General features: G+C 63.2%; 23 protein-coding genes. 11 read left to right on the top strand and 12 right to left on the bottom strand.

All coding sequences use genetic code 11. The annotated features are described in order from the left end of the window. Positions 1-224: 224 nt before the first annotated feature. Genes JOF47_RS12765 through JOF47_RS12755 form a run of 3 tightly spaced genes read left to right on the top strand, consistent with a single transcriptional unit; the run spans position 225 to position 1,981 of the window. On the top strand, positions 225-578 hold the full coding sequence (locus tag JOF47_RS12765) for an antibiotic biosynthesis monooxygenase family protein (protein WP_209998942.1): 354 nt from the start codon (positions 225-227) through the stop codon (positions 576-578). A gap of 14 nt (positions 579-592) precedes the next feature. After that, complete coding sequence (locus JOF47_RS12760) at positions 593-1,357, top strand: tyrosine-protein phosphatase (RefSeq protein ID WP_245356356.1); 765 nt, start codon at positions 593-595, stop codon at positions 1,355-1,357. A gap of 9 nt (positions 1,358-1,366) precedes the next feature. Continuing rightward, entirely contained in the window at positions 1,367-1,981 is a 615-nt protein-coding gene (locus JOF47_RS12755; RefSeq protein ID WP_209998940.1) for a GNAT family N-acetyltransferase, read from the top strand. On the opposite strand, the gene JOF47_RS12750 is transcribed toward JOF47_RS12755, so the two are convergent. Next, positions 1,978-2,586, bottom strand: a complete 609-nt coding sequence (locus JOF47_RS12750; protein WP_209998936.1) for a hypothetical protein — start codon at positions 2,584-2,586, stop codon at positions 1,978-1,980. The two genes, JOF47_RS12755 and JOF47_RS12750, sit on opposite strands and share 4 nt — an antisense overlap. A gap of 129 nt (positions 2,587-2,715) precedes the next feature. On the opposite strand from JOF47_RS12750, the gene JOF47_RS12745 reads away from it, so the two are divergent. Both JOF47_RS12745 and JOF47_RS12740 read left to right on the top strand, forming a co-directional pair. Further along, positions 2,716-3,741, top strand: a complete 1,026-nt coding sequence (locus tag JOF47_RS12745) for an NAD-dependent epimerase/dehydratase family protein (protein ID WP_209998935.1) — start codon at positions 2,716-2,718, stop codon at positions 3,739-3,741. Positions 3,742-3,952: 211 nt separating this feature from the next. Beyond that, complete coding sequence (locus JOF47_RS12740; RefSeq protein WP_209998934.1) at positions 3,953-5,641, top strand: ATP-binding cassette domain-containing protein; 1,689 nt, start codon at positions 3,953-3,955, stop codon at positions 5,639-5,641. Here JOF47_RS12740 and JOF47_RS12735 read toward each other — a convergent pair. After that, entirely contained in the window at positions 5,598-6,026 is a 429-nt protein-coding gene (locus tag JOF47_RS12735) for a hypothetical protein (RefSeq protein ID WP_209998933.1), read from the bottom strand. The genes JOF47_RS12740 and JOF47_RS12735 overlap by 44 nt on opposite strands. Positions 6,027-6,275: 249 nt before the next feature. Next, complete coding sequence (locus JOF47_RS12730; protein ID WP_209998932.1) at positions 6,276-7,163, bottom strand: serine protein kinase RIO; 888 nt, start codon at positions 7,161-7,163, stop codon at positions 6,276-6,278. 1,030 nt (positions 7,164-8,193) lie between these two features. On the opposite strand from JOF47_RS12730, the gene JOF47_RS12720 reads away from it, so the two are divergent. Beyond that, positions 8,194-8,397 (top strand): helix-turn-helix domain-containing protein, encoded by a 204-nt coding sequence (locus tag JOF47_RS12720; protein ID WP_342592857.1) that lies wholly within the window; start codon positions 8,194-8,196, stop codon positions 8,395-8,397. A gap of 95 nt (positions 8,398-8,492) precedes the next feature. Further along, positions 8,493-9,155: a class I SAM-dependent DNA methyltransferase gene (locus JOF47_RS12715; protein ID WP_209998922.1), complete on the top strand. Its 663-nt coding sequence runs from the start codon at positions 8,493-8,495 to the stop codon at positions 9,153-9,155. Positions 9,156-9,166: 11 nt separating this feature from the next. Here the strand turns inward: JOF47_RS12715 and JOF47_RS12710 are convergent, their stop codons facing one another. Further along, positions 9,167-9,607: a PaaI family thioesterase gene (locus tag JOF47_RS12710; RefSeq protein WP_209998920.1), complete on the bottom strand. Its 441-nt coding sequence runs from the start codon at positions 9,605-9,607 to the stop codon at positions 9,167-9,169. A gap of 112 nt (positions 9,608-9,719) precedes the next feature. Between JOF47_RS12710 and paaZ the strand changes: the two genes are divergently transcribed. The 3 genes from paaZ (at position 9,720) to JOF47_RS12695 (ending at position 14,309) form a co-directional block, all read left to right on the top strand. After that, positions 9,720-11,846: a phenylacetic acid degradation bifunctional protein PaaZ gene (gene paaZ, locus JOF47_RS12705; protein WP_209998918.1), complete on the top strand. Its 2,127-nt coding sequence runs from the start codon at positions 9,720-9,722 to the stop codon at positions 11,844-11,846. Positions 11,847-12,040: 194 nt separating this feature from the next. Next, positions 12,041-13,246: a phosphotransferase gene (locus JOF47_RS12700; RefSeq protein ID WP_209998908.1), complete on the top strand. Its 1,206-nt coding sequence runs from the start codon at positions 12,041-12,043 to the stop codon at positions 13,244-13,246. 604 nt (positions 13,247-13,850) lie between these two features. Further along, positions 13,851-14,309, top strand: a complete 459-nt coding sequence (locus tag JOF47_RS12695) for an ASCH domain-containing protein (RefSeq protein WP_210001633.1) — start codon at positions 13,851-13,853, stop codon at positions 14,307-14,309. Here the strand turns inward: JOF47_RS12695 and JOF47_RS12690 are convergent. From JOF47_RS12690 to JOF47_RS12675, 4 genes are all read right to left on the bottom strand, one after another. Continuing rightward, a complete protein-coding gene (locus JOF47_RS12690) occupies positions 14,306-14,986 on the bottom strand; it encodes a response regulator transcription factor (protein ID WP_210001629.1) in 681 nt (226 codons plus the stop codon). The two genes, JOF47_RS12695 and JOF47_RS12690, sit on opposite strands and share 4 nt — an antisense overlap. Then, the gene (locus JOF47_RS12685; protein ID WP_342592770.1) at positions 14,982-16,400 is read right to left on the bottom strand and encodes a sensor histidine kinase; all 1,419 of its coding nucleotides are present in this window, start codon (positions 16,398-16,400) and stop codon (positions 14,982-14,984) included. The genes JOF47_RS12690 and JOF47_RS12685 overlap by 5 nt, the downstream gene beginning before the upstream one ends. Positions 16,401-16,476: 76 nt before the next feature. Continuing rightward, a complete protein-coding gene (locus JOF47_RS12680; RefSeq protein WP_209998906.1) occupies positions 16,477-16,815 on the bottom strand; it encodes a hypothetical protein in 339 nt (112 codons plus the stop codon). Between the two features lie 226 nt (positions 16,816-17,041). Then, entirely contained in the window at positions 17,042-18,718 is a 1,677-nt protein-coding gene (locus JOF47_RS12675; RefSeq protein ID WP_209998904.1) for a thiamine pyrophosphate-dependent enzyme, read from the bottom strand. Between the two features lie 269 nt (positions 18,719-18,987). Here JOF47_RS12675 and JOF47_RS12670 point away from each other — a divergent pair, with 269 nt between their 5' ends. Further along, the gene (locus JOF47_RS12670; protein ID WP_209998902.1) at positions 18,988-19,569 is read left to right on the top strand and encodes a GNAT family N-acetyltransferase; all 582 of its coding nucleotides are present in this window, start codon (positions 18,988-18,990) and stop codon (positions 19,567-19,569) included. Between the two features lie 64 nt (positions 19,570-19,633). Here the strand turns inward: JOF47_RS12670 and JOF47_RS12665 are convergent, their stop codons facing one another. From JOF47_RS12665 to paaI, 4 genes are all read right to left on the bottom strand, one after another. Beyond that, a complete protein-coding gene (locus tag JOF47_RS12665; protein WP_209998900.1) occupies positions 19,634-20,335 on the bottom strand; it encodes a nicotinamide mononucleotide transporter in 702 nt (233 codons plus the stop codon). Between the two features lie 89 nt (positions 20,336-20,424). Further along, complete coding sequence (locus JOF47_RS12660) at positions 20,425-21,042, bottom strand: TetR/AcrR family transcriptional regulator (RefSeq protein ID WP_209998898.1); 618 nt, start codon at positions 21,040-21,042, stop codon at positions 20,425-20,427. Between the two features lie 102 nt (positions 21,043-21,144). Further along, complete coding sequence (locus JOF47_RS12655; RefSeq protein ID WP_209998896.1) at positions 21,145-22,464, bottom strand: phenylacetate--CoA ligase family protein; 1,320 nt, start codon at positions 22,462-22,464, stop codon at positions 21,145-21,147. Positions 22,465-22,512: 48 nt separating this feature from the next. Then, positions 22,513-22,953 carry a hydroxyphenylacetyl-CoA thioesterase PaaI gene (gene paaI / locus JOF47_RS12650; protein ID WP_209998894.1) on the bottom strand — a complete coding sequence of 147 codons (441 nt, stop codon included), beginning with the start codon at positions 22,951-22,953 and terminating at the stop codon, positions 22,513-22,515. Positions 22,954-22,962 lie beyond the last annotated feature (9 nt).

Here is a 22,962-nt window from a genome sequence, read left to right as displayed (position 1 = left end):
CCATGTCGGACGGGGGTGGGCGTCCCTCCGGAGGGCTCGTGCCCGTAAGGCCGGCCGGGGGCGAAACCCGGTGCTTCACAATTCGCAAAATTTCCGTCCCGGCCTCGGTCTCTTCATCTTGTGCGTCACCACGGCCATGCACTTGCAGATTCCGGGAGGGTCATGGGTACCGTGGGAGGCAGAGCACGGAGCCAAGGGGCACCGATCGCCACCCGAAGAAGGGCATGAACATGTACATCGTCACCAACCGGATCGATGTTCCGGCAGAACGCGCCGCCGCATTCGAGGAGCGCTTCATCGGCAACATGCGAAACAACCTGTCCAAGGTCGCGGGGCTCTCCCGCGCCACCCTTGACCGTCCGGCGGAAGAAGGAACCCCGTACAAGGTCACCATGGAATTCGAGGCCGAATCCGACTTCGAGGCATGGAAAAATTCGGAGGCCTTCCGCGCCTCGCACACGCGTCCCGCCGCCGCAGATGCCGCCCCCGCGGAAAAGCCCAAGAACGAGGACGTGCGTTCGGCGACGGGAATCGAACGCCACATCCGCATCGAGACCTACCAGGCAGCCCAGGCCTAGGGCGGCGGTTCGACTTGTTGGATTCCAGCGGGCAGCCGCATTGGGAGGGGGCCGTCAACGCACGCCACGTGCTGGGCCGGATCTATCGGATGGGGCGCAGTGAATGGCTGACCACCGCGGGGTGGGAACAGGCCTACGCCGACGGCGTGCGCACGGTCATCGACCTGCGCAACCCCACCGAACGGAACCGCCGCCCCACCGACCCCACGATCGATGAGGCGGTGCGGGCGGGGATCGCCATCATCAATGCACCGACCGAGGAACCGGGCCACCCGGAGTTTGAACAGGTCGCCGTCCCGTACATGAACCACCCGCGGCTGTACCCGGCGAACGTTGAGTACTTCCCGGACAGGATCGCCGAGATCTTCCGCCGGATAGCCGCCGCGGAGGGCGGCATCGTTTTGCACTGCTCGGCGGGCCGGGACCGCACCGGACTGGTGGTCTCGATGCTGCTGCAGCTGGCGGGGCGGCAGGACCTGCTGGAATCCCAGTACGAGGCGGCCTTGCGGGGCATCAACGAATGGCACAGGGTCAGCCCGGTCAAGCACCCCTACGAATCGCACATCGAAGAGCAGAAGCTCGCGGAGCACCTTGCCGAACGCGTCGCGGCGTTGGATGAATTCGTGGGTTCACTGGACGTCGAAGCGTTCCTGCTGGCGCACGGGCTGACCCAAGCGGAGATCGACTCCATCATCGGGAAGCTGACCCAGCCCCTGCCTCCGGATTTCCCGCCCGGCACCAGGGTGTCGTCGAAAAAACGCGACGGCACCAGGCCTTAGGCTGAAAACATGACGTTGATTGAGCCGGCCACCCTGCGGGGGAGCCTTGTCACCCTTGAGCCGCTGACCCCTGAACACCATGACGAATTGGTCGACGCGGTTCGAGACGGCGAGGTGTGGAACCTTTGGTACACGGTGGTGCCTCATCCGGAGCAGATGCGGGCGGAAATCGAATGCAGGCTGGCGGAGCAAGCGGCGGGTTCCATGCTGCCGTTCGTGAGCCGCCGCAATTCCGATGGACTGGTGCTGGGCATGACCACCTACATGGCCATCGATGCCTCCCTGCCGCGCGTTGAGATCGGCTCCACCTGGAACCGGGCTTCTGCAAGCGGCACGGGAACCAATGCGGATGCAAAGCTCCTGCTGCTGACCCACGCCTTTGAGGTGCTCGGATGCCCGGCCGTTGAATTCCGCACGCACTGGATGAACGCGCAATCACGGGCCGCCATCGAGCGCCTGGGTGCGAAGCTGGACGGGGTGCTGCGCTCGCACACGCGCATGGCCAACGGGTCGCTGCGCGATACATGTGTCTACTCGATCATTGCCTCGGAGTGGCAGCAGGTGCGCTCGGGGCTCGAACACCGGCTGGCCAAGCATGCGCGTGGCACCGGCACTGTTGGCTAACCCTTCTCGGAGGGTCCCGGGGCAGCGGTGAAAGTCACCACAGAGTACTCATACTTGGTTCCTGCGGGAGCGCTGATGTTCAGGCGCGTGGGCTGCGAATCGGGGTTGAAACCGGAGCTGAACGCAAAATACGACCCGGCATGGCAAGTGGGTACGCTGCCGCTGCCGGATTCCCCTGCCGAATCGGGGCCCGTAAAAATGGTGTGAATAGGGCCGTCGGCGCTCGAGCCAGGAAGGCACTGGATGGCGACAAGCAGGGTATCGCCGCCGACTTTTTCGGGAAGCGCCACGATGTGCTCCCCGGAAGCGACATTGGCAAGCACCGTGCGTTCGGTGCCCGGCACCGCGTTGTCGAAGGGGTGCCGGCCGTCCTGTATTTCTCGCGAAGCAGCGCCCTTGGAGAGCTTCGCGATTCTTTCCTGCAATCCTTTGGCGGAGTCAGGCTCAACAGCGGGCGCACTTTCCGTGGGGGTGGCGGCTGGTGTCGGCGGCTGCGTTGCGGGGCCCTGCGAGACTGGAGGTTGCTGCGTCTCGAGCTGCACGCATCCGGAAACCGCCAATGAGAGCGTCAGGCAGGCGATGGTGGTACCCAAGAACCGTTTCATGGCCAGAGTCTACAGAGACCGCCGTGAAGTGTGCGGCAGTTCAAGGAACGTGTCCGCCCTGTTTTCTGGGACTCAGCTCATGGTGAAAGCCCCTTGTCAGGTTGGCTTGAGCCAAGGTGTGATCGGAGGATGACGAAGATCCTCATACTCGGCGGCACCGCTTGGCTTGGACGGACACTGTGCGAACAGGCGCTGGCGCGCGGCCACGAAGTCCATGCGTTGGCCCGAGGCAGCCACGAATTCGCGGCCGGTGTCCAGCCCATCATCGCCGACCGAACGCTTCCCGGCGCATACGAAGCGGCCCGCGCCATCCGCTGGGACCTGGTCATCGAGCTGACCCGCGATCCTGGGCAGGCCCGCGGCGCCGTGGAGGCGTTGGCCGACACCGCCGCGCATTGGGTCAATGTGTCCTCCTGCTCGGTGTATGCCGACCAATCCATACCCGGCGCGGATGAGGACGCAGCAGTGCTCGAACCGCTGCCTCCCGAAACCCCTGCAGACGACTACGACTACGGCCGCGCCAAATCCTATGGCGAGCACGTCACCATGGAAGCCCGCGGTGGCCGGGCCTTGGTGGTCCGGTCTGGCCTGATCGGGGGTCCCGGGGATCCGAGCGGGCGCAGCACCTATTGGCCGCTGCGGTTTTCCGAGGAGCGGCGCCCGGTGCTGGTGCCGGGCGATCCGGGGAACACGCTCAGCGTGCAGATCATCGATGTCCGGGACCTTGCCGCGTTCATCCTCGACGCGGGCCTTGCCGGCCGGCACGGACACGTCAACGCGGTGGGCGAGCAAACGACCCTGGCCGAAGCACTGCACATGGCCCAAGCTGCGGGTGGGGGAGAACTGCATCCCCGGACCGGAGTTGAAGCAACACCTTCCGTTGTTCACTACGACCTCACCAAGCTTGAAGCGGACAACGTCAATGTTTGGGCGGGGCCGAAGTCGCTTCCGTTGGTGCTTCCGCCCGGCCCGGAGCACGCGGGTTTCACACGGCGGTCCGACGCCCGTTCCCTGGCCATGGGGCTGCGCCGCCGGGCACTGCTGGAAATCTTCACTGACATCGTCCGTGCCACGCCTGCCGGTGACGTGGCAACGCTGAAATCGGGACTCAGCCCTGACGAGGAGGCCGCGCTGATCGCCGCTTCCTCCGGATGACACCCTGCCCCGGGGTGCCAGGGCCGTTTGACAGCCGCTGACGTGAGGCGTCAGGATGGAAGAGTCCCATTGTCGACGTGAGGATCACGACGTGTTGCTTGTTCTTGCCTTCGCCTAATCGCGCCAAGGAACTCATGACTCGTACCAACCAGCAGGTTGTTGGCGGCATGCAGTAGTTTCGGCGCTTCCTTCGTCGATTCGAGAACACCCCATGCAAAACGTTAATCCCGTCGTCTTGGACCGCCTCAGCTTTTCCTGGCCCTCAGGGGGCACGGTCTTCGATGGCCTTTCCACCACCTTTTCCCGGGGGACCACCGGGCTCATCGGCCCCAACGGCTCCGGCAAATCAACGCTCTTGCGTTTGATCGCCGGCGAACTGAAGCCGACGGCAGGAAGCATCCTTGCCTCGTCGCAACCGAGCTACCTGGCCCAAAACGTCGTGCTCCATACGGGCAAGACGGTCGCCGAACTCATGGGCATCGAGAAAACTCTGGCCGCATTGGGTAGGGTGCTTGAGGCAACGTCTGCCGATCTCGAACACGACATGGAGATCATTGGCGACGCCTGGGACCTGCCCGAACGCAGCGCCGCAATCCTGCAGGGCTACCTGAACACCACCGTCGATCCAGAGTTCCTGGGGCGTGACATTGCCACGCTGTCGGGCGGCGAAACCATGGCGGTTGCGCTCGCCGGGGTCGAGCTGCGCGGCAGCGGAATCATGCTGTTGGACGAGCCGACCAACAACCTGGACAGGTCCGCGCGGCACCGCCTCTACGGAGTGTTGGAACGCTCTCCCGGGACGGTGCTGGTGACAACGCACGACCAGACCCTGCTGCGCCTGGTCGATTCGTTGGCCGAGCTGCGCCCGGTCAACGTGCGCGCGCTCAGGGCCGAGAAAATGGATCTGGTTCGATTCGGGGATTGGCAGTCACGTGAGGAGAGCATGGGCCACGATCGCGAGAGCGCCCAACGGAGACTCAGTGATGCCCGTCGCAAACTGGCCACCGAAAAGCGCCAACGGCGTGAGGCCGAGACAAAAATCGCCAGGCGCTCCAAGCAAGGGCAGAAGGCCGCCGGGTCGATGCCGAAGATCTTGGCAAACACGCTCAAGAACAAGGCCGAACAGACCGCTGCCAAGAGCAGAGGAATCATGAAGGACAGCGAAGCTTCCGCCGCCGCGGAGTTCAATGCGGCAAGGGACTCCCTTCCCGTGGAGTTCCGCATTGGCATCGACCTGCCCGAAACCCGGGTCCCTGCCGGCCGCACGGTCGTGGAAATTCCCGTCGCCGAGATCGGCCGCGGGACGCTTCTTGAGTTCGGTGAGCAATGTGCCGACGACGGGGTGGTTCATGTCCGCGGTCCCGAACGCATCGCACTGACAGGCGGAAACGGGGTCGGGAAATCCACGCTGCTCGGCCAGCTGGCGGCTAGGGCCGGGGTGCCGGTGGGCTTCCTGCGGCAGCGTCTGGACGCCGGAGACGCCGATGGCTGGGTGGGTCTCAATGAGGATCTGAGCATGCTGGAGAATCTGCGCGGTGCGGCTCCCAGTGTGCCGCCGGAAGCGTTGCGCGAGCAACTGGCGGCGTTTCATTTCCGCGGAAGCAGGGTGGACGAGCCGGTGTCCCGGCTTTCCGGCGGTGAAAGGTTCCGGGTGGCGTTGGCCCAAATACTGTTGGCGAGCCCCGCACCGCAGCTCCTCTTGCTTGATGAACCAACCAACAGCCTGGACATGCCCACCGTGGAGCAGCTGCTCTCGGCGCTCGAGTCATTTGGCGGTGCCATGATTGTGGCCAGCCACGACGAGGATTTCCTCGCGGCGCTGGCCACCGATCGTGAATGGGAGATGCTGCGGGCCGCTACATTGCCGGGCGGGCAACGTTCCGCCGGGCAGGCACTCTGACCGGGGCGTGCGCCACGGAATATGCCGCGACCTCGGCCAACGCCAGGATGGCAAAGGCGTTGATGCCATGCAGCATGCCGACCCAGGGTGCGCCGAAGGCCGCAAATGCCAGCCCGATCTGAACCACCACTGCCAACAACGTCAAAAGCGCCCATTTCAAGCCGGCATGGGCGAACAGGGCTATGACAACCAGTGCAATTGCCAGCACCGGAACCACGTACATCCCGATGTTTCCGTGCAGCATGGCAGCGAATGGAGGTCCATCAAGCATGATTCCGCGCGAGAGGAGTGAGATTGCCTCGAACATGGACCAGGCCACCACTGCCGCCTGAACGACGACGGCCAGGGAAATGAGGTGGGCAATGATTTTGTATGCGGTACGCATGCGTGCGTCCTTCCCGAAGAATTGCTCAAGGAACTGCAAGAGTGACGGCCAGCTGGTGGCCGCGTGGCCGCGCGCGAATTGGATGAGGGCGGGTATGCGAGTTTTGGAAGTGCGGCCCGGCACATTGGATGGGCACACTCTAGGCCTGACCGCGGATGGATACCAGTGCGGCAAGGGCATCAAATCAGTGATTGATGCGGCCCGGCCCGGAGCGTTGTTGGCTGATCCGGGCCGGGGTGCATCCCTGTCCTACCAGGCAGCGGCGATGAGTTCGGCGAGAAGTTCCTCGCTGTCGACTGCCAATCCGCGCGCAACAAACCAGTTGCACATGTTCCGGCAGTCACGTTGAAGCAGCTCGATTCCTTGCTCGTTGCCCGACAAGTCCACGAATTGCGGAAGGTCGATGACGACCAGGCGGTCGCCGGCCGCGAGCACGTTGTATGGCGACAGGTCGCCGTGGGCGAATCCCAACGAGGCAAAGACCTTCATGGCATTCACGAGCTGGTCCCAATAGCCCTGCAGGCGTTCGGGACCGGGGTGGACCTGTTGCAGCCGCGGGGCTGCGCCCCCGGCCGATTCGGGGTCCTCGATGAACTCCATGAGGATTTCAGTGCCCATGATCTGGACCGGATAGGGCACGGGTGCCCCGGCTTCGTAGCACAGCAGAAGGTACTGCCATTCCGAGTTCGCCCAACGGGAGGCCTCGACGAGTCTTCCGTAATTGCTGCCGTTTTTCAGCGCACGGGCATCGCGTGAGCGCCGAACGCTGCGCCCCTCCGTGTAGGTGGAGGATCGATGGAACATTCGTTGGTCCGGAGACCTGTAGCGCTTGGCTGCCAGAAGTGCGCTTTGGGAATCGGTGGCGCGTTCAATGAGGAACACGTCGGCCTCTTTGCCGGTCTTGAGGACGCCGAGCTCGGTATCAATGGCCGCGGCGTCTTCTATGACGAACTCCGGGTATGGCTTGGGACCGCGCATGAGCTTCTCAACGGATGGCCAGGTTGACCACCGTTGGTTGTCTGTCAGCTGATCGTCAAGGACGTTCCAGTTGTCGCTTCGGTCGGCTTGTGCCGCACGTGAGCGGGAGATCGATGATTCAAAAGATTCCAGAAAGCTGGTTTCAGAGTAATTCTTCATGAGGGTAGTAACTTCCGAGGGAAGGGATATCTGTCGCTGGGTTGTTCATTGGGACACTCATCGGGTTCCCCTCCTTCGTTGTTACGGCCTGCGTTGGGTTCAAGAAGACCACGAATGATTGGTCATTGTCAATCACTCTAGTGGAGAAGGCTGAGGCGTGGCGACGTAGAGGAACATAACGATAAACATCATGTTGAAGTCGCTGCCCTCAAATCGAGCGGCTCTACGATATGGGCAAAACGGAGGCCGCGCCATGGTGGGAATTATTGTGCCGATTGTCGTGCTGCTGATGGCTTTCTTGACGGCATTGCTGGCCGCACCCCTCTTTGACAAGAAAACGAGGGGGCGGGAGGTTGCCCTGACTCGGGTATCGCCGTGGCCTAGGTGGTCATTGCGGGCGCATCGATGGTCTATCGGTTCGTAGAGACCCTCGTGGCGCCGAGCCTGCAGGTCAAGATGCCTGCCGAGGAATTCTGGCCGTCAATTCCGCCGGGCGCCAGTGTGCAGGGAACCACCGCCTAGGTGATTTCGGGCGGTTTCACCCAGGCCCTCGTGGAAGTCCAAGGTCTGGCGGCCAGCACTCGATGGTTGCTCGGGACCGCGGCGTTGTTGCAGGGGATCGCGGCGATCTTCATTGGTGCGGCGGTCATCAGCATGTGCAACGGATACATCAGCAAGACGACGTTCCGCCCGGTGCTGGTCAAGTGGTTCATGGTCACCGCTGCGGTGACAGTGGTGTGTGGCATGGGGTGGCAGGTGACCGAATCGATTGCCGGCATGCAGGCTTCGGTGCAGGTCCTGGGGTTTGATGCTTCCCAATTCAGAACAGATGTGACAGAAAGGGATGACTTACGAGATATCGTTGGCATCCCGACGCCCGTCTACCTCGAGAACTATCTGAACTTCTGGCCACTCTGGGCCGGGCTAGGGTTGTTTTCCACCGCGCAGATCTTCAAGCGCGGGCTTCAGATGCAAAAAGACACGGCCGGCCTGATCTTGTGGTCTCGAGGATTCCGAGGAGCCTTCGGAGATTCAGTGTCATCTGGGTGCACTGCTCGACAAGCGATCCATGACCTTGGCGGAGCTGAGCGAGTTGGTGAACATCAGCGTGGTGAACCTTTCCGTGTTGAAGAACAATCATGCCAAGGCCATGCGGTTCTCAACCCTTCAGGCGATTTGCAAGGCGCTGGACTGCGAGGTCGGAGAGCTACTCAGCTATGTTCCACGCGGCTAGGGCATCGGCTATGAGCATGCAGGATCAGGGATTTGCCGGACACCATGGGCGGTGAAGCCGGCTGTTCGGCGCGCGAATGGCCTAGGATCGGCTCCATGGAAATGATCGACTGGAAGGCCGAGACGCAAGCGGCGTATGACCTCGTCGCCCCTGGCTATGAGCGATTGCTGCGCACCGAACTGGACGCCAATCCGTTCGACCGCGCCCTGCTCGGGCTGTTTGCCGAGCTCGTTGGCACTGATGGGTCTCCCGTTGCCGACCTCGGCTGTGGCACCGGGCGAATTGCGCGCTACCTGAGCGAGCGCGGGCTGGATGTCCGCGGCATGGACCTGTCACCGAAAATGATCGAAATCGCACGCCGGGAAAACCCGGGGCTCAGCTTCGATGTCGGTTCCCTGGAAGACCTCGACATGGCCGACGAATCGTGCGCGGGGGTGCTGGCCTGGTACTCGATCATCCATGCGCCGATGGAGGTGCTGCCGCAGATATTTGCCGAAATGCATCGGGTGCTGAGGCCCGGGGGATTTGCGCTGCTGGCATTCCAGTCCGGGAACGAGAGCGTGAAGGTCTCGCGCGCGTACGGCCACGAAGTTTCGTTCACCGCTCATCGGTTGGATCCCGAGTACATCGCCTCGCTGCTGGAAGCTGCCGGATTTGCCAGACACTCGAGTACGGTTCGCCAGCCAGGGCCCATGGAATCAACCCCGCAGGCCTATCTGATGATGCGCAAAGAAGCGCAACAGCACGCAGACGACTAAGCGGGAGCCCCCTACTTCTTCACGTCGATGATCAGGTTGGTGATGCGCATGGTGCACAGGCGCTGCCCGGCCTCGTTTTCGATGACAACCTGGTGGCTGGCCATGCGGCGGCCCAGGCTGATCGGGGTCGCGGTGATGGTGATGATTCCTTCGCGGGCACCCTTGTGGTGGGTGGCCGAAACGTCGACGCCCACCGCGGACTTGCCCATGGTCGAGGCATGCTTGACCGCGGCCCAAGAGCCAACGGCCTCTCCGACGGCCAACGAGGCACCGCCGTGCAGCAGGCCGAAGGACTGCCGGTTTCCCTCCACCGGCATCGTCGCGACTACCTTTTCCACCGATTCCTCGATGATCTTGACGCCCATCTTTTCGTCGAGCTCGCCCAGGGCGATCTGCCAGACGCCGTCCTTTGAGGTTTCCGGGGCCGGGGCTGTCGGGCGCTGTTCGCTCATCGTGGGGATCTCCTGATTTTCATGTCATGTGGGCACCCAAGGCTCGTGGTGTCCTGCACCATACTGTACTGTGGTTGCTAATACTGACCGATCGTTCAGGAAGGATTCGTCGATGACGACAACTCCCATGGCTCCACTTGTTCCCAGCTTCGTCCAAAACGCCTGGTGGACTCCGTCCGATCCGGCCGCCGGCACCCCCGTGCTCGACGCAAACACCGGCGAACAGCTGGCCACGGTTGATTCCAACGGCCTGGATTTGGCCGCAATGGTCGACTACGCCCGCACCGTCGGCCAGCGCGAGCTGGGCAAGCTGACCCTGCACGAGCGCGCCCTGAAGCTGAAGGAACTTGCGCAGTTCCTCAACGGCCGCCGCGAAGAACTCTACGAGATGTCCTTCCGCACCGGTGCCACCAAGATCGACTCCATGGTGGACATCGACGGCGGCATCGGCGTGCTGTTCACCTTCTCCTCCAAGGGCCGGCGCGAACTGCCGAACTCCAACGTCATCCTCGACGGGCCCATGGAGGTCCTCTCCCGCGACGGTTCCTTCGCCGGCGAGCATATCTACACCCGCATCCCGGGCGTTGCCGCCCAGATCAACGCGTTCAACTTCCCCGTCTGGGGCATGCTTGAGAAGTTCGCGCCGGCCTTCATCGCCGGCGTGCCGACCATCGCCAAGCCGGCCACCCCCACCGGGTACGTCGCCGAGGGCATGGTCCGCCTGATGGTCGAATCCGGAATCCTGCCCGAGGGTTCCATCCAGCTGATTTCCGGTTCCGCACGCACCCTGCTGGACGTGCTTGACTACCGAGACATGCTTTCCTTCACCGGTTCGGCGTCCACCGCATCCTCGCTGAAGGCCCACACCAACGTCATCGACGGGGGAGTGCGCTTCACCGCCGAAACCGACTCCCTCAACGCCGCGATCCTCGGCCCCGACGCGGTCGCCGGCACCCCCGAGTTCGACGCCTTCGTCAAGTCCGTTGTCACCGAGATGACGGTCAAGGCGGGACAGAAGTGCACCGCCATCCGCCGCACCATCGTGCCCGCCGCCCTCGTCGATGACGTTGTCAAGGCGGTGGGCGAGCGCATCGAACAGCGCGTTGTCATCGGCGACCCCCGCGCAGAGGGCGTCACCATGGGCGCGCTTGCGTCCCTGGAGCAATTGCGCGACGTGCGTGCGGCTGTCGAGGCCATGGTTGCCGCCGGCGGCGAAATCGCCTACGGCACCCTGGACGCACCGGTGGTCCGCACCGCCGAGGGCGAACAGAAGCATGTCGACGCCGGCGCCTTCATGTCGCCACTGCTGCTGACCTGGGACGACGTGAACAACGAGGCGGTACACAGCCTCGAGGCCTTCGGCCCGGTCAGTTCCGTAATCGGCTACACCGACCTTGACGACGCCATCCGCTTGGCGGCCATGGGCTCCGGCTCGCTGGTCGCCACGGTTTGCACCAACGACCCGGAGACCGCCCGCACGCTCAGCGTCGGCATCGCCTCGCACCACGGCCGCGTGCACATGCTCAACCGCGAAACCGCCCGCTCCTCGACCGGCCACGGATCCCCGGTTCCGCACCTGGTCCACGGTGGCCCGGGCCGCGCAGGCGGCGGTGAGGAACTCGGCGGCATCCGTTCGGTCAAGCACCACATGCAGCGCACCGCCATCCAGGGTTCGCCGAACATGCTCACCGCGGTCACCGGCATCTGGCACACCGGCGCCGACCGCGTGATCGCCGGTGCCGAGGAATTCGGTGCCGTCGAGGGCGCCATCCACCCGTTCCGCAAGTCGCTGGCCGAGCTTCGCATCGGTGATGCATTTGCCTCGCCGCTGCGCGAGGTGACGCTGGAGGAGATCACCGCATTCGCCAAGGAAACCGGCGACACCTTCTACGCCCACACCGATGCGGCCGCGGCGGAGGCGAACCCGTTCTTCCCGGGCATCGTCGCGCACGGCTACCTGCTCGTGTCCTGGGCCGCCGGACTCTTCGTCCAGCCCGCACCTGGCCCCGTGCTGGCCAACTACGGCCTGGAGAACCTGCGCTTCATCACCCCGGTTCCGGCCGGCGACTCGATCCGCGTCACCCTGACCGCCAAGAAGATCACCCCGCGCGTCACCGACGAATACGGAGAGGTCGCCTGGGACGCGGTCATCAACAACCAGGCCGGCGAGATCGTGGCAACCTACGACGTGCTGACCCTGGTTGAAAAGGAAAACACCACCTACGCAAACTGGGCCTGACACTCCCTTTCCTGCAATTCCAACGGCGTTGGCCCGGCTGCTTCGGCACTCAGGCCAGCGCCGTTGGCGTTTGAAGATGCTGTTGCTTCTCAGGTCATCTGCCGATTATTTGCGGTGATGCGGTTCCCGGTGTGAGAGGGTATCGTGCAAGGAGCTCGGACCCATCCTCGGAAGCTAAGGCAGTTCGTTCAAACATGACTGAAATCAAAAACCGGTGGAGCGAACGCGAGCAGCTGGATTTCTTCGGATCCGCTGAGTTTGCCGGAATGCTCGTCGAATTGGTGCGCCCGCTCGGTCTGGATGACGCGAGGGTCACCGTCGTCGAGCTGCACCACCGCCCGGGCGCGGGCGTTTCGGGGGTCTTCGAAGCCTCGACGGATGATGCAGTCCTGTACCTGGGGGCAACGGCGGAAAACCTCGAGCCGGTTCCCGACGGGGTAGTGACGCTGTCCAGTCCCAAGGGACGGATCGAGGTGTGGCTTCATCCGGCTGACCCGCGGCTTCCGGGGCTCGCCCTGGCCACGACGCCGGAATCCGTGCAGCTGCATTGGGGTAACGGAAGGAACCTTGTAGACCTGCGGACCCTGGCTTACAGGCCATTGCGCCGTGCGGTCCTCAGGGCCACTTTTGACGACGACCGGGAAGTCTTCCTCAAGGTGCTGCGCAAGGACGGCGACACGCTTTTCCGAAAGCACGAACTGTTGGGCGAGGCTGGAATATCCGTGCCGAAGCCGTTGGGACCGCCGCTGAAGGATGTCTTGGCTTTTGAAAAGGTCCAGGGCGTTTCCATGGCCGAAGACCTCATGCACGGCGATGCCATTCCGTTGCGGCCCGAGGCGGTCCTGGAGTTGCTGGATGCGCTTCCCTCCGGACTCATGGATGTCCCGGCGCGGCCGGCCTGGTCCGACAGGTTGGGGTGGTACGGGCATGCCGCCCTGACCACGTTGCCGGAAGAAGCTCAAAGGATTGGAGGACTGGTGCAACGCTTGGGCAGGATTTTGGAGAGCTCCGATCGTGGCTACCTGGTGCCCAGTCACGGTGACTTCTATGAGGCGAATATTTTCGTTGAACACGGACGCGTCACCGGGTTGCTGGACATAGATTCGGCCGGTCCCGGTTACCTCGTCGATGACCTGGCCTGTTTTCTCGGGCACCTTCTTGTCCTGCCGTCCCTGGACGATCGATACGACCGGGTGCCGGAGTACTTCGAAACCTATGCTGCGGCATTTGCCAGGGAACTGGAATCCAGGGGCGTCGGCGCTGACGGGCTGTTTGCCCGCGCCGCCTGTGTTGTCCTGTCGTTGGTGGCCGGAGCCCGCGACGAACAAGACCCCCAGTGGCGCCGAGGCGCCCTGGAGAGGCTCGAGCTGGTGGAGAGGCTGCTCCTCAGGGCCCCCTGAGCCCGGTGCGGCGCCGGAAAATCCGAACATGAGAGCACTCTCATCTTCCTCTCCTTTTGGCCTCACGATGACGGGTCATGCTGGAAGCAAGCCAGAAGGCCAGTCGTATCCAAGGAGAAGAACATCATGAAGAAGTCTCGTATGTTGTGGTCCGTCACCGGAGCATTGGGAATCGTATCGCTTGGCGCGGGCGTAGCGATGGCCCAGCCGTCCGTTTCCGTCGCGGAACAACCTGCAATGCAAGCGGTGGGTCAGCAACACCTCGCCGTGGGTGCTGCGGCAGCGACAGCGGGCACGGATGCGGTCTCCGCCCAGTCGGCGGTTTCGGCCAAGTCGGCCGTCTCGGCGAAATCTGCTGTTTCGCCGGTGTCTCCGCAATCTCCCGTATCCCCGGTTTCCGCGGTAAGCCCACAGTCTGCTCCGTCGGCCCCCTCGGCGGACTCGACCAAGTAGTCGCGGCGCGAAAGGATCCCCGGCTTTCCCCAAGAGCCGGGGATCTGCCATGTCAAGACGCATTTAGAGTGCACAGTCCCTATGCGAGAATGGCCGGGTGAACATAGAGGGAATCTCGGCGTTGCCAGTGGACCATGAAGCGGCACGGATGATGTGGTCCCAGTATTCGGACAGTCATCCTGAAGCGGTGAATTTGTGCCCCGAATACACGGTCGAGCATTTTGGCGATTCGGCGGCCTTGGCTGACCTCCTCCTGCGGGAAGTCACCCACGGCCAGAAGCGGGCAACCTCGGAGTTGGCCGCGGAATTCGCGGCACGCGGCGAAGCCATTCCCCGTGTCGGGTCGCACTGGATCGCCTGTGACGGCGCAGGGATCCCGCGGGTCATCCTGCGCAGCGTTGAATTGCGCTTGGGCGGCTTTGACAGTGCGGACGTGGCCTTTGCCTGGGACGAGGGCGAGGACGACAGGTCCCTGGAGAGCTGGCGCACCGAACACCGGAAGTACTGGCAGCGTGGTTGTGCGGCACGCGGTGCCGTGTGGCAGGAAAGCGACGAGATCGTGTTTGAACGCTTTCGGGTGGTTTGGCCGCCGGAACTCGCCGACGCCTAAGCTGGGCCACCCGATGGATCGTCCAATCGGTATCCCATGCCGCGAACGGTCGTGAACCACTCGGCCCCGAGCTTGTTGCGCAGGTAACGGACGTAGACGTCAACGACGTTGGAGCCGGGGTCGAAATCGTAGCCCCAGACCCGTGAGAGCAGCTGCTCGCGGCTCAGCACCTGTCCCGCGTTGCGCATGAAGGCTTCGGCCAGGGCAAATTCGCGCGTGGACAGGTCGATCTCGCGACCCGCCAGCCTGGTCCGGCGGCTGCCCAGGTCCAGTTCCAGGGAGCCAACGCGCAGGACACGCGTGTCTGCCCCGTTGGCCTGGGGCCGGAGGCGCAACCGCACCCTCGCGAGCAGTTCTTCGAACCTGAATGGCTTTGCCATGTAGTCATCGGCCCCGCCTTCCAACCCGGCAACTGTGTCGTCAATGCTTGAGCGCGCCGTCAGGATGATGACAGGGGTATCGACGCCCGTGTTTCGGATTCGTTTGAGCACCGAGAAGCCGTCCTCGTCCGGGAGGCCCAGATCAAGGATGATCAGCTCAAAGTCCCCGGTTTGTGCAAGGTACCCTCCCTGCAGACCGGTATCGGCGATGGTCGGCTGGAATCCCGACGACTTCAGGCCCTTGGCAACGAAGGAACTGATGCGCTCCTCGTCCTCGATGATCAGAATGCGGCTAATGTGCTTCTCCTGTTGCGCGTAGGGGGATTTCCACGACGAAGGTGGAACCGATGCCCGGATCCGAACTTACGTCCACGGATCCATGGTGTGCGGCGGCGATCGCCGCCACGATGTTCAAACCCAGTCCGGAGCCTTCGGTGCGTTTTGAATTGTGGCCCCTGCCGAATCGCTCGAAGATTCTTTCTTGGTCCTCCGGTGCGATTCCGATGCCTTCGTCACGCACCCAAAACCGTAGCGTCTTCTTCCCGTCGGGCGACCCATTGATGTTGGTTCCCAGCGTGATGGTGCTTCCGGGCGCCGAGAATTTTACGGCGTTTGAACACAGCTGCAGCATGGCCTGGGTGATTCGATGGGGATCCAGGACCGCAACGGCCTCGTTTCGATGGCCGATTTTCCAGGACCGATCACCCAACGGATGCGCCTTGTCCAGGAGGTCGTCCAATAGCGTTCCAACATTCGTGGCGACAGGTTGAACAAAGTCGATTCGATTCGACTTAGCCAGGGTCACCAGGTCGTTGATCAAGAACGACATCCGGTCCAGTTCGGCCAGCGCTATGTCGCGTGACTGATCGACGTCGTCGGGATCCAACGGGTCCATCAGCTCCAGGTGTCCCTGAATGATGGTGACCGGTGTCCGCAGCTCGTGGCCAACGTCATCCAACAATTGGCGCTGCGATGTCATGGCGTTTTCCAAGCGGTCCAGCATGGCGTTGACGGTGACTGTCAGTTCGGCCAGATCGTCCCGCCCGACAACCTCTATGCGTTGGGAAAGGTCGGATTCGGAGATTTGCCGCGCCGTGTCCCGAAGCAAGGTGATGGGGCGCAGGATGCGGCCCACCAGCAACCAGCCCGCGACTCCGGCGGTCAGCAAGACGACGAGCCCCACCAACAGGTACATGAGGAAACCCTGGTTCAGTGCGCGTTTTTCCGCCGTGTAGTCGTAGGCGAAGATGAGGTGCGCGGGGCCAGCTTGATCGCCCAGGGAGACGGGCACCGAAACCGCCCGATAAGTTGTCTTTGCGGTGGCCACCGACTGCACGACCACGTCCGTGAGCGAGGTGCTGCCCGCGGCCCACGCAACAAATTCCGGATCGTTTTCCAGCCTGAGGTCGACGACCTCGGGGGCGGTCCACCGCACCTTTTCGTTGACGATGCTCAGCATGCCCTCGTGGTTGGCCGGCAAGGTCTGCTGCATGGCGGTGTAGAGGAGGACCTCGGCCGTTACCGGTTCGGGGAAAACCGTAGGGTCCGCATGGCGTGCAGCCAGCACCCGGAACTCCTCGACGCTGCGTTGGAGCGAGTCGTCGATGCGGTCGTCCATGCTGGAGAGCTGCAATAGATACACCACGCTGCCGGTGACAATGAACGCGATGGTGATGAGTCCCAGCATGCCGGCCAGGACGCGCGAACGCACCGACCAGCCCCGTCGCGAAACCTTGGGCCGGGGGCGTGCAACCCCATCGGTTACTGGCGGGATCGACCCCGCGTGGCTAGTCGTCAAGGTCAACGTCGTCGTCGTTGTCGTCGTCATCATCGTCGTCGGCCTTTGACGGGGGAAGCGGCTTGACCGGTGCCGATTTGCTGGGGATGACAGTGGTTGGTGCCGGCGAAGCTGAACTTGGGGTTGCGGGGGTGCCGGACGCCTCGGAATTTGCAGGTGCAATCGGGCGCGACCGGCTGGGGATGTCGCTCTGCTGGATGGTGATTCCCGGACCGAGATTGACCGGAGGGGGAGCCGAAACGCCCTGGGCCAGTACATACACGCCAATGCCGAGGGCAGACAAAACCACTGCCCAGAGGGCAACCTGACGTATCGTACCGAATCCCATAGCAATCAGTATGGCCGAAGTTGATGAGACGAAGATGAGAACCCGCCACCGTGAATTTGCGGGTGGCTTGGCACAACCACCACGCCAGCGGCATGTGTGACCATCGGTTAATACAAGAAAGGGGGAACGGCCAAGACGGATCCCTGCCGAAGTTTGGGTCCACCCCCTCGGCCAGCGGGTACGTGCAATGGGCGGACCTGCTGGCCGAGCGGGCGGTCGAAGCGAATCAGTAGGCCTTGACGCGCTGCTCCACGATCAGGTGGACGAGTGCAAACTGGCCGTCCTTGTCGATGGCCTTCAGCGCCGCCTCGAGCGCCGAGGGAATGTCTGCATCGTTTTCAACCCGGACCCCGAACCCGCCGAAGGCCTGGGCCATCAGGGCGAAATCGGGGTTCTTGAGCTGGGTGCCGGAAACGCGTTCCGGGTAGTGGCGTTCCTGGTGGGTGCGGATGGTGCCGTATTCCTGGTTGTCCATGACGATCACCAAGGGGGTGGCGCCGTACTGTGCGGCCGTTGCAAGTTCCTGCCCGTTCATCAGGAACTCCCCGTCACCGGCAATGGTGACGACTCGTCGGCCCGGGAAGTTCAGCGAAGCCGCGATGGCCGAGGGAACCGAGTAGCCCATCGAACCGTTGCGGGCCGAAATCATCGAGGCGTATTCCTCGGTGGGGAAGTAGCGGTGCGCCCAGTTGGTGTGCTCGCCGGCGCCGAGGGTGATCATCGCGTCGGTTGGCAGGTCCTTGACCAGGTTGGCCATGAGCGTGTCCATCCTGGCCGGCCCGGCGGACGGCGTGGCCGGGGGCAGCGCCGAGAATTTTACCTGTTCGGCGCGCATGCGATCGGTGAATGCCTGCCATTCCGGCTTTACATCCAAGTCCATCATGACAAGGTCGCGGACGAACACGTCGGGCTTGGAAACTATCTGGTGGGAAACCGCGCCCGAACGTCCACGCAGCGACGGGTCGATGGTGACCAGGAAGTTCTTCTTGCTCCAGTCCTGGCGAACCACAAAACCGTCGGTGATGACGTCACCGGGGACGGTTCCGACGAAGACCAGCAGGTCGGTTTCCTCCAGCAGGTCGTAGGTTGGCTTGGGGCGACCGTAGCCGATCGGGCCAACGTAGGACGGGGAGCTGAACGGGACGGTGCCTTCGCAACGCCATTCAACGGCCGCCGCGATTTGGTGGTCTTCCAGCCATTTGGTCAGGGTTGCGGCACCCACTGCGGTCCAGTCGTTGCCGCCCACGACGAAGAGCGGCTTGGTGGATACCTCGAGGGCTGACTTGAGCTGCTTCCAGTCGGTGACGGTCATCCCGCCCGCGGCGACGGGAATGATCGGGTGCAGGGTGGGTTCGACCATCTCGCGGATGATGTCCTCGGGCAGGCCGACGACCACCGGACCCGGGCGTCCGCTCATGGCTGCAAACATTGCCTCGGCAACGATCTCCGAGGCACGCTCGGGGTGGTCCAGGACCATGACGCGCTTGGCTCCGGTGTCGAACCAGCCCTTGATGTCGAATTCCTGGAAAGCCTCGCGGTCGCGGTGGGCGAACGGGATCAATCCCACGAACAGCACCATGGGGGTCGAGTCCTGCCAGGCGGTATGCAGGCCGACGTGTGCGTTGGCGGCACCCGGGCCGCGGGTGACCATGGCGATGCCGGGGCGCGGGTGCATCTTGCCGTCGGCTTCAGCCATGTAGGCTGCCCCGCCTTCGTGGCGGCAAACGATTGTTTCAATCGGGGAGTTGTGGAGTCCGTCGAGGACATCGAGGTAGCTCTCACCCGGAATGACATAGGTGCGTTCCACACCGTGGGCAACCAGGGTGTCGACGATGACGTGGCCCGCCGATTTCTTGGTCGGCGTCGGGGTCTGCACGTGTTCCTGCAGTGTTTCGGTGCTCATTGGTCATTGCTCCTTGCTGTCGCCGCGAGTGCCGGGGACATATGTTGCATGGCGGGCACGTCGTTGTGCCGCGCGGATCGAATGAAAGCTCAATTTTCAGCAAATGTACATGATGCTTGCTGACTGCCCTAAGTATGGTACGAAATGCGCCCGTCACAATAGGGCGTTGATCACTATGACTTGTTTTTGCTATCACGGTTCCTTGTCGTGACGGTGCCTACAGCCGGATCGACGGGTCCGGGGAAAATCCCTACAGATAGGGTTGGATCATGACAGCGCTTCACCTACCTGACGCCGACCCGGCCTACCTGCGTCCGTGGACGGATTCGGAAACCGACGTGGAAGCCATCTTGGCGGCATTCGACAGCGAAGACATGGCTGGCCAGGCAGGCGAACCGGTAGGCACCATCGAAGCCGCCCTGCGGTGGGTGTCGCCCTGGCTGGACCCTTTGGCGACACCAGGCGTCGCCTTCGCGATCGATATGGGTGGCCTGGCCGTCGGCAACGTCATGGCCACAGCGATCGACAAGCGGCACGAAACCGCATGGGTGTCGTACTGGGTCAGCCCGCACGCGCGCGGGCGTGGCCTGGCCTCAGCGGCAACCGCGGGGCTGGCCGAGCATTGTTTCCACGAATTGGGGCTATACCGGCTGGAACTGGCTCATCGGGTCAACAATCCCGGGTCGGGACGAGTTGCTGTGAAAGCGGGATTCGTCGCAGAGGGGACAGAACGCGGAAAGCTGAAGTACCTCGATGAGTACGGTAGGCCTGTCCGCTTCGACGTACGGACGTTCGCGCGGCTGCGCGATGATCCTTCACCTCGCCTCGTTCCGCTACGCGTCGGAAATTAAGCGGAAGGGCCTGGAACATCGCTGATGTTCCAGGCCCTTCTCAAATCTTGGCTGTTCTTGCCACCTACGCGGCGTAGGGGCTCGGAGGGTACTCAGAGCCTGATTCGGCGTCGGCCGCGATCGACTTCGCGGTGGGAAGGTCGCGCCAGACGAACCATCCATAGAGACCTGCAAGGACCTGGAAGACCGTGACGCCCAACAGCGCCAGGGCGGGGTTGCTGCCGAAAAGAACCGCGACGTAGGCGATGCCCGACGCGCTGGCCGCAAGCCAGGCCCAACGGTAACCGCAGGCGATGCCGATCAGCGCCACCACGAGTGCGGCTTCGGCGAGCAGGGAAACAAGCACTGCCGTGTTTCCGTCGCTGAAAATGAAGCCCGTGGTGAGCATCCGTCCCAGGCGCAGGGTGCCGAAGGCCAGCAACATCAACAGACCGATGAGCAGCGACTTCACCGAGAATTCGCGGCGGATCACCTTGCGGCCAAAACGGCCCGCCATCTCGAACTTGGAGAAGCGCCACAGGCCGAACGCGGCGGCCAACATGGCCGGGACCGCGTAGAAGAGCATTGAAATTTCATACTGCAGGGCAACCACCGTGGGCCCGGCGAAAACAGCCAGGATTTGCGCCCACCAGCCCAAGTCGTTGCGGCGGGCCAGCAGCACCATGGCGATGCAGCTCAGCAGCGCGGAAACCGCGAAGAGCGATACCTGGGTGCCGGAATCGGTGCCCGGTGCTTGGGAGAAGAGGTTGTAGAAAAGTTCGTCCACGAAAAATACTGCCTATTCACAAAGATTTGGGAGTGAGACGGTGCGAGAGCCTCAACTACTGATCGTAGCGTGAAACGTGGAACAAGCGCCTATCGGTCGCTCTTGTGCAAACCCTCAAACATCATGGTGATCGCGTGTTCTTCGACCTGTTCGGCGGTGACGTTGCCGTCCTCGCGGAACCACTCGACCAGCGAGTTGATGGTGCCGAAGAGCAAACGGGTGGTGGTGCGCGGGTCGATGTCGCTGCGCAGCGAGCCCTCTCGCTGGGCCTCGATGACCAGGTCCGAGACCCTGCGGTCGACCGCTCGCCGTCGATCAAGAGCATCGCGCTCGATCTCCGTGTTGCCGCGCAGGCGCAGCAACAGGGTGACGTATTGCTGGCGCTTGACCAGCACCCGGATGGTGGAACGCAGGAAGAACTTCAGGCGTTCCTCGGCGGTTCCCACGGTGGCGCGATCGTCTTGGGCAATGGCTTCCAGCGGCACCAGGGCCTCGTCGAGGGCCAGACGCAACAGGTCGCCCTTGGAAGGCACATGGTGGTAGATCGCCGATTTGCTGATGCCGAGGTTTTCGGCGAGCTTGCCCATCGACGTGGCGTCGTAGCCGTGTTTGTTGAAGACCTCTACGGCAATCGAAAGCACAGACTCCTGGTCGTAGCCGGGACGTCCCCGCTTGCTTGCCGGGGGCTTCATTGCACTGGTGGTCATGGTCAGTCATTCTTTCACGAAGTGAGATTCGGCGGGGCGTCCGGGGAAACGTGTTGGGGCGGGAACCGCTTCCGGATTCCCGCCCCAACACAGATGCAGGACTTACTTGTTGCGCATGTCGTAGATGCGCCGGAGCTTGCCCGAGGAACGGGCAAGGGTTCCAGGATCCATGACGTCGATCTCGCAGGAGGAGCCGACATGGATCTTGATGAGCTTGGCCAGTTCCTTGGCCGCGGCATCGGCGCGGTCGCTGGTGCAGTCCTCGCGGCGCTCGATGCGAACCGCCAGCTGGTCCATTCGGCCCGGACGGGTGATCTCCAGCTGGAAGTGCGGGGAGAGCCCCGGAACCTTGAGCGCCAGCTCTTCGATCTGGGACGGGAACAGGTTGACGCCGCGCAAGATGATCATGTCGTCGCTGCGGCCGGTGATGCGGCCCATGCGGCGGTGGCCCTCGCGGGCGGTGCCCGGCAGCAGTCGGGTCAGGTCGTGCGTGCGGTAACGGATGATCGGCAGGGCCTGCTTGGTCAGCGAGGTGAACACCAGTTCGCCGTGCTCTCCGTCCCGCAGGACCTGGGTCTCGTCAAAGGCGTCGACGATCTCCGGACGGAAGTGGTCTTCCCAGATGTGGCTTCCGTCCTTGGTTACATTGGACTCGCCGGCAACGCCCGGGCCCATGACTTCGGACAAGCCGTAGATGTCGCAGGCGTCGATGTCGAACATGACCTCGAGCTCGTGGCGCATTTCCTCGGTCCACGGCTCGGCGCCCAGGACAGCCGTCTTCAGCGAGGTCTTGCGCGGGTCCAGGCCCTGACGCTGCATGGCATCGCCGATGGTCAGCAGGTAGGTCGGGGTGCACAGGATGGCGTCGGGCTCGAAGTCCTGGATCAGGGTGATCTGCTTCTCGGTCTGTCCGCCGGACATCGGGATCACGGTGGTGCCCAGGCGCTCGGCCGCGGCGTGTGCGCCGAGGCCTCCGGTGAACAGGCCGTAACCGTAGGCGTTGTGGACCTTCCAGCCCGGCTTCACGCCGGAGAGGCGCAGGCAGCGGGCGCCGAGCTTGGCCCAGTCGTCAAGATCTGACTGGGTGTAGCCGACGACCGTGGCGCGGCCGGTGGTGCCGGAGGACGCGTGGATGCGGGCGACCTCGTGCTGCGGTACGGCGAACATGCCGAACGGGTAGGTCTTGCGCAGGTCTTCCTTCTCGGTGAAGGGGAATTTGGAGAGGTCGGAAAGTTCCTTCAGGTCCGTCGGGTGGACACCCGCGGCGTCGTACTTTTCCTTGTACAGCGGCACACGGTCATAGGCGTAGGCCAAGGTGTCTTGGAGACGGGCGAGCTGGATCGATTCGATCTGGTCGCGGCTCATGGTTTCTTCCGGATCCAACGGATTTGGAAGCTCGATCCGGGTGGAGGTCTGGGTCATTTCTTGGGCCTATCGTGCTGTGTGTGCGGGAGAAGTAAAGCTGGGGAACTAGGCGCGCTTGGGAATGGTGCGCGAACGGCCGCGGAATTCTGCCAGGATCTCATCCTCCGCGCCGGGAACCGACTGGAAGACCTGGATGTCGTAGATGCCGCTGCGGCCGGACTGCTGGCGGCGGTTCGCAACGGCCGTGAGCAGGCGTCCGGGAATGCCGGGCTTGAGGAAGTTGATGTCCACCCCGGCGGCCACCGTGATGGAGTCTTCGGAACCGGTGTGCGGGTTGCAGGACAGGGCGAAAGCCGTATCGGCGAAGGCGAAGATCATCCCGCCGTGGGCGATCCCGAAACCGTTGAGCATTTCCTGGCGGAGCTTCATGGTGATGGTCGCATGACCGTCGGCGACCTTTGTCACTTCGATGCCCATCCATTGGGTGGCATAGTCGTTCTTCAGGATGGGATGCATTAGTGGTGCGTCGACGTCGATGTCGCTCATGAAGGTCCC

Origin of the sequence: Paeniglutamicibacter kerguelensis, from assembly GCF_017876535.1 — a bacterium.
In the GTDB taxonomy this organism is placed as follows: Bacteria; Actinomycetota; Actinomycetes; order Actinomycetales; family Micrococcaceae; genus Paeniglutamicibacter; species Paeniglutamicibacter kerguelensis.
The sequence above is the reverse complement of the archived record's forward strand: the minus strand, read 5'-3'. Positions and strand labels throughout refer to the sequence as shown.

Bases quoted from the DNA above. Each gene is read 5' to 3' on its own strand.
- JOF47_RS12765 (WP_209998942.1), top strand. From the start codon at position 225: ATGAACATGTACATCGTCACCAACCGGATCGATGTTCCGGCAGAACGC.
- JOF47_RS12755 (WP_209998940.1), top strand. From the start codon at position 1,367: ATGACGTTGATTGAGCCGGCCACCCTGCGGGGGAGCCTTGTCACCCTT.
- JOF47_RS12750 (WP_209998936.1), bottom strand. From the start codon at position 2,586: ATGAAACGGTTCTTGGGTACCACCATCGCCTGCCTGACGCTCTCATTG.
- JOF47_RS12745 (WP_209998935.1), top strand. From the start codon at position 2,716: ATGACGAAGATCCTCATACTCGGCGGCACCGCTTGGCTTGGACGGACA.
- JOF47_RS12740 (WP_209998934.1), top strand. From the start codon at position 3,953: ATGCAAAACGTTAATCCCGTCGTCTTGGACCGCCTCAGCTTTTCCTGG.
- JOF47_RS12735 (WP_209998933.1), bottom strand. From the start codon at position 6,026: ATGCGTACCGCATACAAAATCATTGCCCACCTCATTTCCCTGGCCGTC.
- JOF47_RS12730 (WP_209998932.1), bottom strand. From the start codon at position 7,163: ATGAAGAATTACTCTGAAACCAGCTTTCTGGAATCTTTTGAATCATCG.
- JOF47_RS12715 (WP_209998922.1), top strand. From the start codon at position 8,493: ATGGAAATGATCGACTGGAAGGCCGAGACGCAAGCGGCGTATGACCTC.
- JOF47_RS12710 (WP_209998920.1), bottom strand. From the start codon at position 9,607: ATGAGCGAACAGCGCCCGACAGCCCCGGCCCCGGAAACCTCAAAGGAC.
- paaZ (WP_209998918.1), top strand. From the start codon at position 9,720: ATGACGACAACTCCCATGGCTCCACTTGTTCCCAGCTTCGTCCAAAAC.
- JOF47_RS12700 (WP_209998908.1), top strand. From the start codon at position 12,041: ATGACTGAAATCAAAAACCGGTGGAGCGAACGCGAGCAGCTGGATTTC.
- JOF47_RS12695 (WP_210001633.1), top strand. From the start codon at position 13,851: ATGTGGTCCCAGTATTCGGACAGTCATCCTGAAGCGGTGAATTTGTGC.
- JOF47_RS12680 (WP_209998906.1), bottom strand. From the start codon at position 16,815: ATGGGATTCGGTACGATACGTCAGGTTGCCCTCTGGGCAGTGGTTTTG.
- JOF47_RS12675 (WP_209998904.1), bottom strand. From the start codon at position 18,718: ATGAGCACCGAAACACTGCAGGAACACGTGCAGACCCCGACGCCGACC.
- JOF47_RS12670 (WP_209998902.1), top strand. From the start codon at position 18,988: ATGACAGCGCTTCACCTACCTGACGCCGACCCGGCCTACCTGCGTCCG.
- JOF47_RS12660 (WP_209998898.1), bottom strand. From the start codon at position 21,042: ATGACCACCAGTGCAATGAAGCCCCCGGCAAGCAAGCGGGGACGTCCC.
- JOF47_RS12655 (WP_209998896.1), bottom strand. From the start codon at position 22,464: ATGACCCAGACCTCCACCCGGATCGAGCTTCCAAATCCGTTGGATCCG.
- paaI (WP_209998894.1), bottom strand. From the start codon at position 22,953: ATGAGCGACATCGACGTCGACGCACCACTAATGCATCCCATCCTGAAG.